This window comes from Allomuricauda ruestringensis DSM 13258, from assembly GCF_000224085.1.
Taxonomy (GTDB): Bacteria; Bacteroidota; Bacteroidia; order Flavobacteriales; family Flavobacteriaceae; genus Flagellimonas; species Flagellimonas ruestringensis.
In genome coordinates this window covers 184,361-199,269 of the sequence record NC_015945.1, presented here as the reverse complement: position 1 = coordinate 199,269, position 14,909 = coordinate 184,361, and the positions used below count along the sequence as shown (strand labels likewise).

17 protein-coding genes are annotated in these 14,909 nt (G+C 39.8%); 8 read left to right on the top strand and 9 right to left on the bottom strand.

Features of this window, described 5'->3' with window-relative positions:
- Nucleotide 1: 1 nt before the first annotated feature.
- From MURRU_RS00955 to MURRU_RS00935, 5 genes are all read left to right on the top strand, one after another.
- Nucleotides 2-1,333 (top strand): DUF4270 family protein, encoded by a 1,332-nt coding sequence (locus MURRU_RS00955; RefSeq protein ID WP_014031532.1) that lies wholly within the window; start codon nucleotides 2-4, stop codon nucleotides 1,331-1,333.
- The gene (locus MURRU_RS00950; protein WP_041801700.1) at nucleotides 1,323-2,567 is read left to right on the top strand and encodes a BamG family beta-barrel-assembly machinery protein; all 1,245 of its coding nucleotides are present in this window, start codon (nucleotides 1,323-1,325) and stop codon (nucleotides 2,565-2,567) included. The genes MURRU_RS00955 and MURRU_RS00950 overlap by 11 nt, the downstream gene beginning before the upstream one ends.
- Before the next feature lie 757 nt (nucleotides 2,568-3,324).
- The gene (locus tag MURRU_RS00945; protein ID WP_014031530.1) at nucleotides 3,325-3,519 is read left to right on the top strand and encodes a small ribosomal subunit protein bS21; all 195 of its coding nucleotides are present in this window, start codon (nucleotides 3,325-3,327) and stop codon (nucleotides 3,517-3,519) included.
- An 8-nt stretch (nucleotides 3,520-3,527) separates the two neighbouring features.
- Entirely contained in the window at nucleotides 3,528-4,262 is a 735-nt protein-coding gene (locus MURRU_RS00940) for an NYN domain-containing protein (protein ID WP_014031529.1), read from the top strand.
- A gap of 15 nt (nucleotides 4,263-4,277) precedes the next feature.
- Complete coding sequence (locus tag MURRU_RS00935) at nucleotides 4,278-5,144, top strand: sigma-70 family RNA polymerase sigma factor (protein WP_014031528.1); 867 nt, start codon at nucleotides 4,278-4,280, stop codon at nucleotides 5,142-5,144.
- A 355-nt stretch (nucleotides 5,145-5,499) separates the two neighbouring features.
- On the opposite strand, the gene MURRU_RS00930 is transcribed toward MURRU_RS00935, so the two are convergent.
- The 7 genes from MURRU_RS00930 to MURRU_RS00900 all read right to left on the bottom strand — a co-directional run bounded on the left by MURRU_RS00930 (nucleotide 5,500) and on the right by MURRU_RS00900 (nucleotide 8,734).
- On the bottom strand, nucleotides 5,500-5,877 hold the full coding sequence (locus MURRU_RS00930) for a nuclear transport factor 2-like protein (RefSeq protein WP_041801200.1): 378 nt from the start codon (nucleotides 5,875-5,877) through the stop codon (nucleotides 5,500-5,502).
- Nucleotides 5,878-5,941: 64 nt separating this feature from the next.
- The gene (locus MURRU_RS17255; protein ID WP_014031526.1) at nucleotides 5,942-6,244 is read right to left on the bottom strand and encodes a hypothetical protein; all 303 of its coding nucleotides are present in this window, start codon (nucleotides 6,242-6,244) and stop codon (nucleotides 5,942-5,944) included.
- 28 nt (nucleotides 6,245-6,272) lie between these two features.
- A complete protein-coding gene (locus MURRU_RS00920; protein ID WP_014031525.1) occupies nucleotides 6,273-6,695 on the bottom strand; it encodes a VOC family protein in 423 nt (140 codons plus the stop codon).
- Between the two features lie 133 nt (nucleotides 6,696-6,828).
- On the bottom strand, nucleotides 6,829-7,239 hold the full coding sequence (locus MURRU_RS00915) for a VOC family protein (RefSeq protein ID WP_014031524.1): 411 nt from the start codon (nucleotides 7,237-7,239) through the stop codon (nucleotides 6,829-6,831).
- A gap of 44 nt (nucleotides 7,240-7,283) precedes the next feature.
- Nucleotides 7,284-7,700, bottom strand: coding sequence for a VOC family protein (locus MURRU_RS00910; RefSeq protein ID WP_014031523.1), 417 nt, complete (start codon nucleotides 7,698-7,700; stop codon nucleotides 7,284-7,286).
- The gene (locus MURRU_RS00905) at nucleotides 7,690-8,199 is read right to left on the bottom strand and encodes a DinB family protein (protein WP_014031522.1); all 510 of its coding nucleotides are present in this window, start codon (nucleotides 8,197-8,199) and stop codon (nucleotides 7,690-7,692) included. The genes MURRU_RS00910 and MURRU_RS00905 overlap by 11 nt, the downstream gene beginning before the upstream one ends.
- 1 nt (nucleotide 8,200) lies before the next feature.
- On the bottom strand, nucleotides 8,201-8,734 hold the full coding sequence (locus MURRU_RS00900) for a dihydrofolate reductase family protein (protein ID WP_014031521.1): 534 nt from the start codon (nucleotides 8,732-8,734) through the stop codon (nucleotides 8,201-8,203).
- Nucleotides 8,735-8,886: 152 nt separating this feature from the next.
- Between MURRU_RS00900 and MURRU_RS00895 the strand changes: the two genes are divergently transcribed.
- Nucleotides 8,887-9,867, top strand: a complete 981-nt coding sequence (locus MURRU_RS00895; RefSeq protein ID WP_014031520.1) for a GlxA family transcriptional regulator — start codon at nucleotides 8,887-8,889, stop codon at nucleotides 9,865-9,867.
- A 316-nt stretch (nucleotides 9,868-10,183) separates the two neighbouring features.
- A complete protein-coding gene (locus MURRU_RS17860) occupies nucleotides 10,184-10,813 on the top strand; it encodes a collagen-like protein (protein WP_049789078.1) in 630 nt (209 codons plus the stop codon).
- A 57-nt stretch (nucleotides 10,814-10,870) separates the two neighbouring features.
- On the opposite strand, the gene MURRU_RS00885 is transcribed toward MURRU_RS17860, so the two are convergent.
- Nucleotides 10,871-11,308 (bottom strand): hypothetical protein, encoded by a 438-nt coding sequence (locus tag MURRU_RS00885; protein WP_014031519.1) that lies wholly within the window; start codon nucleotides 11,306-11,308, stop codon nucleotides 10,871-10,873.
- Between the two features lie 253 nt (nucleotides 11,309-11,561).
- Between MURRU_RS00885 and MURRU_RS00880 the strand changes: the two genes are divergently transcribed.
- On the top strand, nucleotides 11,562-14,576 hold the full coding sequence (locus MURRU_RS00880) for a VPS10 domain-containing protein (RefSeq protein WP_014031518.1): 3,015 nt from the start codon (nucleotides 11,562-11,564) through the stop codon (nucleotides 14,574-14,576).
- 114 nt (nucleotides 14,577-14,690) lie between these two features.
- Here the strand turns inward: MURRU_RS00880 and MURRU_RS00875 are convergent, their stop codons facing one another.
- Complete coding sequence (locus MURRU_RS00875) at nucleotides 14,691-14,909, bottom strand: hypothetical protein (protein WP_014031517.1); 219 nt, start codon at nucleotides 14,907-14,909, stop codon at nucleotides 14,691-14,693.

Sequence of the window (14,909 nt, the reverse complement as noted above, 5' to 3'; positions counted from 1 at the left end):
AATGAAGCATTTGAATTGGGCTTTGATATTGACAATACTATTTGTTGTTTCATGCTCCACGGAGGAATGGGATATACCAACATTGGAGGTAGGGCAAGAGTTTACGGATAAAACGGTTCGATTGATTGAGATCGATACATTTAAAGTGAGAACAAGTACTTTCAAGTTTGACAGTATTGTTACTTCTCAAGGCGAACGACTTTTGATTGGTCGATATCTCGATAATTATTATGGAACCGTAAAAAGTGAAAGCTACATGGAGTTAACAGCGGAAGACTACCATGTTCCTGAAGATGCGGAATTGGATAGCATTGCGCTCATAATGGGGTATGACGGTTATTATTACAATGATACCCTTCAATTGTCCCATATCCATGTCCATAGATTATTGGAGGATTTGGAAACTACGGAGGAGAATTTTTATAACACAAGTTCATTGATCTTCGATACCATCCCCTTGGTGACCAAACGCTTTTATCCAGAGCCCATGGGAGGGGATTCCCTTCATATCTCGATTCCAAAATCGTTTGGGGAACCTATTTTCAACTTGATAAAGGAAAAATCTATATCGGATGACAATGATTTTACCGAGCAATTTAAAGGAATTGTCTTACGTCCTACATCCGATGGGAATTCAAACGTTATTGGATTTACCAAAAATCCAAAAAGGACCTATTTACGCTTCTTTTATTCCATTCCAGAAGAATTTGATGATGAGGATGAAGATGATGGAAATGAATTGGTTTTGGATTTTGCCATTACGCCAATCTATGGCCTGAGCTGGTTTAATCGGATTACCAGTGATGTGACCGCACTGCCGTTGGAGGCACTAAACGATCAAGAGGACGATTTATCTTCAAATAAGGGTGGTGGTCTGACCTTTGTACAATCGGGAACAGGGTATGTGACAAGGATTGAATTCCCTACAATTAAAAATATTGGTGACTTGCCGGGTACGGGAACTATTTTGAGCGCAGTACTGGAAATGACCCCTTTGATTGATTCTTATGATGATATGTTCCCTTTAAGGGACTCACTTCAAGTTCAAGTGGTCGACCAGAACAATGACCCTTCATCTTTCCTCAGAAATGGGAATGGTATTGTATATGGACGTTTCGGGGAGGCAGATCTGGAATTCAGCGAATCATTATATCAGATTCCCGTCACTACTTATATCGAACAGGAACTTGCTGAGGCCCCGGAGATTGACAATGGTTTAATTCTGATACCGAACGATTTTCAGAACTCCATTGATCGGGTTGTACTGTACGGTGCTGAATATACAGATTTTGCGCCTAAATTGATTATCACATATGCAATTTATGATGAATAAGTGTTTCCTCTTATTATGGTTGATGCCCTTGATGATGATAGGACAGACCAATACGATTACAGCATCGCCCTATTCCCTTTATGGTATCGGGGTTAACACCAAATCAAATATTGGACGCAATAGTGCCCTTGGGGGTGGGGGATATGCCTTTCAAACCATTGATCAAATCAACAATCACAACCCGGCTTCCTTTGCCGCCATTCCGGATAATAATTTTTTATATGATTTTGGGCTTACGGCACAGTTGAGTTCCGTTTCCAGTAAAGGAAATGAAGAAAAACGTTTGGCAGGGAACATCTCTAATTTGGCCATTGCCGCAACCACTGGTGCTAGGTCAGGCTTTGGTCTAACACTGGAACCGTATTCGGATGTCGGGTATGCGCTGATAGGGGTTGAAAGTAACATCGAAGGGTCGTATGATACGTTTATCAGTAATATTTTTGGCTCAGGAGGCCTGAACGATTTAAAATTGAATTATGGGTATATTTTAAAAGACCGATTAAGGGTTGGAGTGGGTTTGTCCTACATTTTTGGGACCATTAAAGAAACCCAACGGATACAATCACAATATAATTCCTTGGAAGTCGAGGACAAAAATAAATATTCAGGCTTAAGAATGGATGTGGGACTGCAGGGTACGATATCCGATCACCTAAAATTTGGTTTTACAGCTAGATTGCCAACAAGTTTAAAGGTCACGCATGACCGTCGTATTTCTAAAATGGTGAGTTTGATTCCAAAACCGCAAGTTGTTGAAAATACAACTGGTGAGCATTTGCCCAATTTTGATCTTCCCTTGGAATTGGGAGGTGGAATAGTGTACATGCCTAGTTCCTCTTGGACAATTAATCTTGATTATTCCAGAAATTTTTGGAATGCGACCGATCAAAATGATAACATTGGAACCTTTATCGACCAAGAGATATTTGGTGTAGGGATAGAATATGCTGTAGATAATCAAAGTATTAACTATTGGAAACGAATAAAATTTAGGATAGGGGGCAATCATGATTCAGGTTATTTGGAGGTGTACGATTATGTCATAAATGGTTATTCTATAAGTGGGGGTATCGGTATCCCCTTATCCAGGTCAAGTAAGTCTTCCATCAATATATCCTATGGTCGAAGTGAATACGGTGCTTCTCAAGGGGTTTTGGTTGAGGAAACATTTAATACATTTAATGTCAACATAAGCCTAGTTGATATTTGGTTTTTGAAACGTAAGGTCAATTAGAAGGAATGCTTGTATTTTGACATAAATGCCTTTACCAAATGTATACAGGTTTACGCGAAGACTATAGGTTATTGATGGCAAAATAAAAAGTTATCACCCCATTGGCAGTCAAAAGGTTCGTCGGTCAGCTTCGGGTTTCTCATCACTTGGAAAACTGTTCCCCCTGTATTTTATGGCCTCTCTGCGCCAGTATCTCAGTTTGCCGCATACCTCAGTCATTGTCCGTAGCATAACCAAGCCCAACAGCCTTTTGCTTGAAATCCGTTGTGTGCTCTCGTTTTGGTTTTTGATATGTTTTCAAAGTCAATTCAATCAGCTAATATAACTTATGGAACAGGACTTGTTTTAGTTCTTTGGTTCTTCAGCCAAGTTATGGACTTCATCAGCATCTTTTGCTGTATAGTAAAGCTCTTCTTGGGATTTTAACCAACCCAAATGCAAAAGAACCTTCCAACGGGTTATAAAATAAAAGGACAAAAACAGCTTAAATCCAATTTAAATCCTTTCCTTTATTGTGCATTACGGATAATGGACAATCAGTACTCCAATCCTTAAATATCAAGACAGCTCTCTCCCTATTAATTCCCAGTTCAGAAGAGGCTATTTCTTAGGTTATTTTTTGTTTGAATATTCATCTTTTTGATGCTTGCATGGCTAAAGTCCCTAGATGCATTTCCAAGGATCAAACACATCCTTGGACAACAGGCCAATATTTTAGATTGCCCTGTAATTACATGAACCCTTAAAGCAAAAATATATGCTAAAAATTAAAATAGTTCCCGGAGAGAATATTGAAAGAGCTTTGAAAAGATACAGGAACAAAGTGCGGAACACCCAACAGTTAAAACACATTAGGGAAAACCAAAGGTTTACCAAAAAATCCAAAGAGAAAAGAGAAGAACTTGCAAAGGCCGTCTATAAAAATGAATATTTAAAAAGAAACGAGGAGTAATATTTATTATGGATAAAGATTTAAGCCTTGCCGTACTAATAGATGGCGATAATATTCCCTCCAAATATGTCAAAGAAATGTTGGAGGAAATTGCGAAATATGGAAACCCCAGCATAAAAAGAATTTACGGAGACTGGACCAAGCCAAGTTTGGTAAAATGGAAGGATGTCCTTCTTAAAAATGCGATAACACCTGTTCAGCAGTACGGATACACCACTGGTAAGAATGCCACGGACAGCGCGATGATCATCGATGCTATGGACATCTTGTATACCGGGAAGGTAAATGGTTTTGCTCTGGTGTCGAGTGACAGTGATTTTACGCGTTTGGCAATACGGTTGAGGGAGGCAGGTATGACAGTTTTTGGAATTGGAGAACGAAAGACCCCGGATCCTTTTATAGTGTCCTGTGATAAGTTCATATACCTTGAAATATTACACAAAGCCCCTGTAGGCGATGCCAATGACACGGAAAAAAATAATAAGAGTAAAATAGATAAGATCACCCCCAAGGTGATAGACCTCATCCTAACTACCATTGCAGATGTAGAGGATGAGGAAGGGTGGGCCTTTTTAGGTGAAGTTGGCACACTCTTGCAAAAAAAACAACCCAATTTTGATGCCAGGAACTACGGGTTCCGAAAATTGACCCCTTTGGTCAAATCCTTGAACCAAATTGAAATTGGCTCCAGAAAAAATCCAAAGGGCAATGGAAACTTGATTTATGTGAGGACGAAGTCCTAATGAAAAAGAAAAGCTATGAGACCACTTTCAATATCAAAACTGATAACAAATAGGGATACCCCATCGCTTACCCGATACCTTAACGACATAGCCCGTATCCCGATGATTACGGAAGACGAAGAGGTGGCTCTAGCTGTACGAATAAGACATGGGGACACTTGGGCCATGGAAAAATTAGTATCCGCCAATTTGAGGTTTGTAGTATCCGTCGCCAAACAATATCAATCAAGAGGGCTTAACCTTCATGATCTTATCAACGAGGGTAATCTTGGATTGGTGAAAGCGGCCACAAAATTTGACGAGACCCGTGGCTTCAAGTTTATTTCCTACGCGGTTTGGTGGATACGGCAGGGCATTATACAGGCACTTTCCGAAAAATCGAGGATGGTTAGATTGCCTTTGAATAAAATAAATGTAATTAATAAAATAAAGAAAGCTTCTTCCCATTTTGAACAATTGCACCAAAGACCGCCCACTGCAGAGGAAGTATCGGAACTGATTGATTTCTCATTATCCGAGATTCAAGTTTGTATGCAGCACTCTTCATGGCCTATTTCAATGGACGAATCATTGCAAGTCGGGGATGGGAAACTGAACCTGTACGACATCGTTCCATCAAACCAGTTGGAAAGTCCTGAACATAAAATGATAGGACAATCGTTACATACCGAAATAGATGGTATTTTGAACATGCTGGATTACCGGGAAGCTTTTGTGATCAAAATGTATTTTGGCGTTGGCAACAGCGAATCCATGGGAATTCAACAAATTGCTTTAGAGTTAAAACTGACCGAGGAAAGAGTTCGACAAATAAAGGTAAAGGCTTTGTCCCGCTTAAGAAAATCTTCGAATATTGAGCTTTTAAAGGAGTACATGGTGTGAACACCCTAACTCTCTATATGGGGCTGCATAATTTTTCAGCAATTTTGTAGAGGTCCCGACTCTTTATCAAAGACAAAACCTCCTTTTTTTATTTTTGATTAGGAAGAATGAGGATTGGATTCCTTGGTACTGTCAGTACTTTGATTAACCCGTTGTACATTTTTCTATTTTACCTTTATTATTATTGACTATGGTCATTAGATGCTAAAATAGTATGGGTTTTCGTCACCCTGAATTTATTTCAGGGTCACATTTTATAAGTATTGGATGAAAATATGTGATGGGATGCTGAAACGAGTTCAGCATGACGCAGTTTCCAATAGATTGTTGCTTCAAAGAGCACAACGGGTTTTGATTAGTTTTTCTCCACCAAATAAGAAACAATGGTTTTGACACAGGTTCCTTTGGCGCTTGTAAATTCGTAGAAATCGGAAAAACCGAATACACTCTCATCTTCCAATAGCATTTCGCCATTGATGGCGGCTTCCTTTCCGTGGGTAATTATGCTGTGAATTGTTAACTCGAGCACTTTGTTTTGACGCATTTCCTGTAATGCTATTCTGAATTGATTTTTTCCATTAACGATTTTGTCTCCAACTAAAGTCCAAGTAATATGGGTATCCAAAAACTCCATGGCCTTTTCGATATCATTGGATGCAAAATAGCAGGTAAGGTGTTTAATCAGCTCTTTTTTTGGGGCATTTCCACAGTCGGGCTTTATATTCAATTTCACTTTAGATGGATTATTGTTGTTACCAGTAGTCAATTTTAAGCAATTGTATTGTGATGGTCATGGATTAGATATTCCATTGGGGGTAAGTATCAATACCCTTTACCTTTATAGGGATTTCATCGGGTAGCACTTGTATATCCTCTTGATATTTTTTTACCAGCTTAACAATCGGAGCAGTGTCCATTGTATTTTCTGCTGTAGCCACCCGAAGTATATTGTCGCAATCCTCCAAATCAAAATTGATTTCACAACAAGGAAATTCCTTTTGGAGTTTATCCAAAAGGAATTCCGCTTTTTCAATGGTGGTTACCGAGGTACGAAATACCTCTACAATTGTAGTTTGTTGTCCATTGAAACTATTGTGCATATTGCGATTTATAAAATTGATGGGATTACTAACTCTGTGGATTATAGTTGACCATCCAGTGAATACCGAACTTGTCAACAAAACTCCCAAAGTAATCGCCCCAAAATTGGTCGGCCATGGGCATTTCAATTTCCCCTCCTTTTGATAGACCATTAAACAAACGGTCTGCCTCTTCCTTGCTCTCAGGATGTATGGAAATGTAGGAGTTATTGCCTTTTTTTAAGGAATGTCCCATGGAGGGAACAATATCCGATGCCATTAAAATGGTATCGTTGGATAGCGGCAATGAGATATGCATAGTGCGACTTTTCTCTTCTTCAGATAGTTTATCGGCATCTGGGGCATCTCCCATTTTCATATTCGCGATAAAATCCCCGCCAAATACTGTCTTGTAAAAATTGAATGCCTCCTCTGCATTTCCGTCAAAATTTAAATACGTGTTTACCTTCATTGTTTTTGATCTTTAGTATTAATGTTTTTGAATATTCATTATTTGTAATATTTCCTTTGTAAGTCATTCCGAATTCCTATCCATTCGGCAGGCAGTCAGGGTATTTATAAATCTTATTACTCTGTAAATCAGATTACCCAGACATTTTTTCCATGTCCATATACAACATGCTCCATCGGTGTCCGTCCAAATCTTCAAAACCAAAAGCGTACATCCAACCATCGGATTCACCAGGTTCGGCAAAGATTTTGCCACCAGCTTTTTGTACTGTTTTAGCCATTGTATCCACTTCCGATTTGTTCTGGGCATCGATATTGATCAATACTTCTGTTCCTTTTTGGGTATCACTGATTTCATTCTGCGCAAACCCTTTAAAAGTGTTTTCCGGAAATAGCATCAGCACAAAATTGTTTTCTCCTATATAGAAACTTCCTAAATGCTCAGCATTTTTATGCCTCGGATTTTCTTTAAAACCAATGGCCTTAAAAAATTCCTTCGATTTTTTAATGTCCTTTACAGGTAGGTTCAACCAAACAGTTTTCATGATTTTTCATTTACAGTTATGTTTTCCGCCTGCTTGATGTTGGATTATTTGTTCAAATTGCAGAACAGGTTAAATAAGTGCCCATCCAAATCGGCGAAAACACCGACGTAATAACCGTTTTCGTCGTAAAAACTTTTTCTGTCCTTCCTAGGGTCAAAACGAATAGTTCCCCCTATCTTCTTTACTTTTTCTATGCACTCGTGGATTTCTTCCTTGCTCTCCGCGGAGAGGGTGAACATAATTTCATTGCCTTGGCTTAGGTCGGCCACCTCTCCTTCGAGACTTGTTTTTAGCTTTTCTTTTTTAAAAAAGTGAATAACAAACGCATCGTCACCGAACAAGAAGCTTACCAAATCTTTTGAGGGAGTTCCGTTTTGCTTAAACCCCAATGCCAGATAAAACTCTTGTGTTCTTTCAATATTTTCTACGCCTAGGTTTGCCCAGATTTGTTTAGGTGTCATTTTTTATGTTTTTAATGATTTGTTGTAGTTGATGGTTGTGGCGCTGTGTATGTACGGTATTAAAGCCGATCCATTCAAGGCGGGTAAATGGCCCATATTCTGGGATTTCAAAATCCAGACAGGTTTTTGACAGGTCCATATTCTTGGAATTTGTATTGACCCATTGAATTTTCTCTTCCAAACTGGTAAGAAGACGTTTTTTGTCAATGGGGTCATTTGTTGGAACAATCGCTTTGGGCGAATCCATTTTGATGTCAAAATTTAAAAACAACGCACGTATTTCAGCCAGTTTTTGGTCTGGGGGGCGTTGAGTATCTTCAACTTCTCCCAGCAAAATTTTGGATACGTCGTATGATTTGTCCAGATGATCACCGACTTGTCCGGCGGTCCAACTATTTTTGGTGGGCTTTATATTGAGTTGTTCGTTGGTTAACGAAGAGAGCAGCTCAATAAGTGTTGAGGTAGCGGTATCATACGCATTTAAAATATTCCTATCCATATTATTTTGCTTTGTATGTTAGTAGTACATTGCCACATTTAAAAGGTTTGGCGCTTACTAATTTAAGCTGTTGCTGTTTCCCAGTTTGAAACAAAGGTGTTCCTTTGCCCAGAACAACAGGGTTTACAATAATTCGGTATTCATCTATTAAATTGTGCTCTATAAATGATGAGGCCATGTTGGCCCCGGCGAACAATACCATGTCCTTCCCTGGTTTTTCTTTTTCTTTTTGTATTTCTTCGGCGACGTTTCCGTGAGCTATTCTAGCATTCATTTTTGCCTTTTGTAGGGTCGTGGAGAATACAATTTTGGGTGTTTGGTTCATTATATCTGCAAATTCCCCTTTTTGATCGGGCCAATAATCAAGCATCAGCTCATACGATTTTCTACCATAGATAAAAGTGTCGATTGTTTGCAGAAAATCCATCATATAAGTTTGCATTTCATCATCCCAAACATGCCAATTGATATCATTATCGATTCCTTCAATATAACCGTCGATGGACACTAGCATAGATAAAATAACTTGTCTCATAACACTTGTTTTCTGTTTAAGATTCAAGGTGTTACCAAAGATATATGTACTAATTGGTACTTTGGGGGTATATTTACGTCAATATAACGGGTTGATTGCGACAACAACTTAATATACCTTTGGATTAAGGTTAATCAATTGATTTTCAGCAAATGAAACATATATCGATACTTGTTCCCGAAGGCGATTCGAGCCTGAGCAATTTGGAGGCAACTTTTAAAATGTTCAATATGACCAATAGCGCTCTACAAAGAGCGGGCAAAGCACCAATGTTTGCCACTCACCTAGTTGGTGCACAAAAAACAGCAAGGTTAAGTAACGGTATGTTCAATATTATACCAAATACTACTATTGAAGACATAAAAAAAACCGACTTGATCATTATTCCTGCAATTCATGGTGATTACAAGGAGGTAGTTTCCAAAAACAGTGCACTTATTCCTTGGATCAGAGAGCAATACAGCAATGGTGCCGAAGTGGCGAGTCTGTGTATTGGTGCGTTTATATTGGCAGGTACGGGGTTGCTCGATGGAAAAGAGTGTGCCACGCATTGGCTGGCAGCAAGTGAGTTTAGGGAGATGTACCCCAAAGTAAACCTGGTCGATGATAAAATCATCACCGACGAGAACGGTTTGTACACTAGCGGGGGTGCCTATTCATCTTTAAATCTAAACCTTTATTTAGTGGAAAAGTTTGCGGGTCGCGAAATGGCGGTGCTATCCTCAAAAGTTTTTGAAATAGACATCAGCCGTGTCAGCCAATCGCCTTTTATCATCTTCAAAGGGCAAAAATCCCATAACGATAAAGAGGTTTTAAAGGCTCAGGAATTTATCGAGCAAAATTATCAAGATAAAATAACCGTTGATGATCTATCCGAAAAAATTACGGTAAGCCGAAGAACCTTCGAGAGGCGTTTTAAAAAGGCTACCTCAAACACAGTTATCGAGTACTTGAAGCGCGTTAAAGTGGAAGCTGCCAAGAAAGAACTGGAAAAAGGAAGAAAAACGGTCAACGAAGTAATGTATGAAGTAGGGTACAACGACCCCAAAGCGTTTAGGGATACTTTTAAGAAAATAGCAAACATGACACCATTGGCTTACCTGAACAAATACAACAGTAAAAACCAAAATTGATACACGGTATTTTGGAAGTTATTAACCAAACGGTTTTGTGAAAGGGACCAGATTTTACCATCATTTCTGCTTTTATTGTATCGATGGTAGTCTTTATTGTGTAAGTAGCAACTAGTTTTACCATGATTGACCAACTTATTTTATAATTTTGGTTTACAATCATTAACACAAACTTTCCCCTAAGAATAGGCATATTTTCCAAGTCAGTTTCAGTGAAAAAAACTGTGGATTGACCTAGGTTTCAAATGGAGTATGATTACTCTATTTGCGAACGCCTTATTGTTGCAAAATCACGTAAACCATTAATTTTTTTATCATGAAACCACAATTTTTAAAATTTAGTTATTTATTATTTTGTACCGTTTTCCTTCTTTCTTGTAGTGCAGAGGACGGTGAAGATGGTGCAATTGGACCGGAAGGTCCTCAAGGGGAACAAGGAATACAAGGCCCACAGGGTGAACAAGGAGCTCAGGGCGAACAAGGACCTCAAGGTGAGCAGGGTCCGGCGGGTGAAGATGGTAATGCCGAGGTCATCTACAGTTCGTGGATACCAGCAAACTTCGAAGGAGCTTCAACATCTGTGAAGTATATGGATATAGACTTTCCTCCAGAACTTCCCAGTGCAATAAGCATTAAGGACACCCATGTTTTATTGGTGTATTTCACGGGTTTTGGAGATGGTAATGTTTATTTATTGCCAGTATTAAATTTCAGAGGAGCTCAGTTTACCTATGGTTTTGGAAGTGGAAGCATAAACGTGGAGGATATTTTGATCAGAGCTGAAGCCCTTTCTGGGGATTTGACCGAATTTCAGATAGATCCAGCCCGGGGAAATAAGTTTCGTTACGTAATTATCCCACCTAATGTATCGGTTTCAGGAAAATCCAAGGCTCCAGACTATTCCGATTATTATGCAGTAATGGATTATTTTGGGATTGATTACTGATCTGGGCGAAGTATTTTTACGATAATTTGGATGTGGCGATCGTAATTAAAAGCACTTCTAATAGACTAATTCATAACCAAAACCAGGACCGTCACATGGAAGGTAGCTGCCATTAAATATTTCGTTATCATTCAAAATGGTTATATGTTCTTTAACTGAACTTCCGCAATTTTGAATCAGAGGGCCAACTTCTTCATATTCCAAATCGTAATAATGGGTGTCTTCTGACAGCATTAAGGTATAACTGCCCTTGGCGATACTTGTGCTGTCAGGATGAACCCTTTTTTTAATAAATGTGCCATTGGATAAAAATTCAATAAACTCATTAAACTCCAAATCTTCTTTTTTGATAATATCCCCCGATAACCCTGTATTGATGAACTGAAGTTCAAAAAGTTTTGTGCTCCGATCACTGTTTACTTCACCAGTTCGGCTGCAAGAACTTACAAATCCAACAACAATGAAAGAAAATAGTATACTTTGAATTTTCAGCATAGAAAAGAAGGTTTTGATTTTATACTGTAGATACAAGATGGGTTAAACCGTTGCTTTTTAAGCTAATGGGAGTTGCCAAATATCCCTCTTTGTCGATTAAAAAAGAACAACACATATTATTTAATGTTCTCCTATTGCCAATTTCATAAATTACGATCCTTTCTATCAAAAAGGAATGATTTCGTTCTTGAAGCATTTCAGATTGGCTAGGTATTTAGTAGATTTGGGAAGAAACCAACTATTCTACTAACTCATGACCTTAAAGCAAAGCTCTTTTTATTTTCTTTTTACATTTTTAGTGACCTGTGCAACCTTGGCTCAGGATTTTGAAGCATTACAATACCGAACCATAGGACCCGCTAGGGGAGGAAGGGTAACCACCGTTACCGGAACAGCTATGCTCCCGGGGACTTTTTATTTTGGGGCATCCGGTGCGGGTGTCTGGAAAACAGATGACTACGGAACTACTTGGAACAATGTTTCCGATGGTTTCTTTAAAACACCCTCCATTGGTGCTATAGAAATCGCAGCCAATGATCCCAATATCGTATATGTGGGAACCGGTTCCGATGGAATCCGTAGCAATATCATTTCAGGGAAAGGGGTGTACAAATCCATTGATGCCGGAAAAACGTGGGAACACATCGGATTGGAAAATGTAGGCCAAATCGGCGCTGTGGAAATCGACCCCACGAATAGCAATATTGTTTGGGTTGCCGCTATTGGAAATGCATTTAAACCTAACAAGGAACGCGGAATTTTTAAGACGACCAATGGAGGAAAAACATGGGAAAAGGTCCTGTACGTTTCCGATGAAACAGGGTTCGCCGACTTGGAACTGCTCCCTGGCAATCCAAATGTAGTGTATGCTGCAGCTTGGAAGGCACGCCGCACACCTTGGACCATTGATTCGGGTGGTGAGAACAGCGAAGGAGGCATCTACAAATCCATTAATGGGGGAAAAGATTGGGAAAAACTGGAAAAAGGGCTGCCAAAAGGATTGATTGGTAAAATTGATTTGGCCGTTTCCCCAGTAGATTCAAAAATACTTTATGCCGTTATTGAGGCTCCAGATGCTGATAGGGGATTGTATAAATCCGTAGATCAAGGAAAATCCTTTACACACATTTCCGATGATGTTAGATTGGTGAACAGACCATTTTACTACACTAATATTGAACTGGACCCGACCAACCCCGATATTGTGTACTCCAATGCCAACCCATTGATAAAATCCATGGATGGAGGAAAAACATGGAAACGCATGAGTGTGCCCCACGGTGATAATCATGATATTTGGCTCAACCCAGATAAGCCCGATTTATTGATCCAGTGTAACGATGGCGGGGCCAACGTATCGCACAATGGCGGTAAAACATGGTCTACGCAGTATAATCAGCCTACGGCAGAAATCTACCAAGTTGCTGTGGACGACCAATATCCGTATTGGGTGTACGGAGCCCAGCAAGACAATACCACCTTGGCCATCCCAAGCAGGGCGCCCAAAGCCACGACCACGCCCAATGAAAGCATTATGATGAATGTCGGTGGTTGCGAAACTGGCCCCGTGATTCCCATGCCGGGCAACCATTATATTGTTTATAACAACTGTAAAGGTCGCTTTAGCGTCTATAGCAAAAAAACGGGACAAAGCCGCGAATATTCCATTGGTGCATCCAATATTTACGGACATAATCCTAAAGACTTAAAATATAGATTCCAGCGTGTAGCACCTATTCATGTATCCCCTTATGATCCAGAAGTGGTATACATGGGTTCTCAATTCTTGCACAAAACCAGCAATGGGGGCAAAAACTGGGAAATTATCTCCCCAGACCTTACTGCCAACGAACCGGACAAACAGGTAATCTCCGGAAAACCTATCACTCGCGATATTACCGGAGAAGAATATTATAGTACCCTTTACTCCATCAGGGAGTCAAAAATAAGCAAAGGTGTAATCTGGACAGGTTCCAACGATGGGATTATTTCCATTACCAAGGATGGGGGTAAAACGTGGAAAAATGTTACGCCTAAAAAATTACCAAAAGGTGGCAGGGTAGAATCTGTGGAACCATCGCAGTTCAACCCGGCCAAAGCGTATATTGCGGTTGATCGTCATTTATTGGGCGATACAACACCTTACTTGTACAAAACGGACGATTATGGTGAAAGTTGGGAGCTGATAAGTTCCGAATCCAACGGAATTCCACCCGATTATACCACAAGGGTTTTACGGGAAGACCCTGTTCGCGAAAGATTGTTGTATGCAGGTACCGAGTTTGGAATGTTTGTATCGTTTGATGATGGTGGGACTTGGAAAAGGTTTCAGCAAAACCTTCCAGTGACCCCGATTACGGATATTACCTTGTTCCGAGGAGATTTAATTTTGAGTACCATGGGGCGTGGTTTCTGGATTTTGGACAAGGTTACTATCCTTCAAGATGGGAATATTACCCAACTTGATGACACTCCTGTATTGTTTAAACCCGACAATACGATTAGATACCAAACGCCTTGGGGCGGGGGAGATTTCCCCGATTACCCATCAACCAGCGTGATTATTGATTATTACCTACCCTCTGATGTAAAGGATGGTGTGAGTCTTCAGATTATGGATGCACAAGGTAAAGAGGTGGCAACCATTGTTAGTGATTCCACTAAATTGAAATCCACCCCAGAAAAAGTGGAGGATATGAGCCTTAGCATGACGTTTGTTTACATGGATGAAAAACTGGAGACCAAAAAGGGCATCAACCGTTTTGAGTGGAACCTCCAGCAAAAAGGAGCTTGGGCAAAAAACAAGAAAAGACGCTACAAGAATGGGCCAATGGCATTGCCAGGAAAGTATACTGCTAAATTAACAGTTGGTGATCAGTCTTTCGAGAAACCTTTTGAAGTCCTTATGGACCCTAGACTGGAAGAAGAAGGAGTTTCCTTGTCAGACATGAGAGAACAGCAAGGGCTTCAGTTTAAGGTAATCGACCTATTATCGGAAGCTAGACAACTTCAGGATAAGGTTGAGGAAAAAATCAAGGAACTTGAAAAAAACAAAGCGAGCGAAGCAACATTGAAGCCATACAAGGATGCATTAAAACAGCTCAAAAATGATGAGGGAGCCTATCCAGAAGTGGTAATGGTAGCCCAAATGTCGTATCTGTACTATATTTTAAGCAGTGCCGATAAAGCGCCCGGGCAAGAAGAAAAAAACAGCTATCAAGAGCTGTTGGCCCAGTTTAACGAGCTCAAACAAAAAGTTGACCTTTAATTTAAAGAACTGTCAAAAAAATCAGTACAATGTCAATTCGAGCGCAGTTGAGAATTTAATTGCTGTTAATCAATAGGTTTCAACTGCGCTCAACCTGACATAATGTATCTACAATCAATGGAGTTCCTCACAATGAAAACCATTGCTGTGCAGTAGGGAGGCAATGGATGGAGCCTGTACCGCTTGGGTCTCGACCCGGAGAATGTTGTCACAATCCTCCAAATCAAAGTTCCAACATCCATCCTTGTTCACCAATTGGTTCAACAGGGGACGTAACTGTCTTACTTGCGATTCGCCCCAAACGGACGTCTTGAATACTAAAATAGTTTTCAT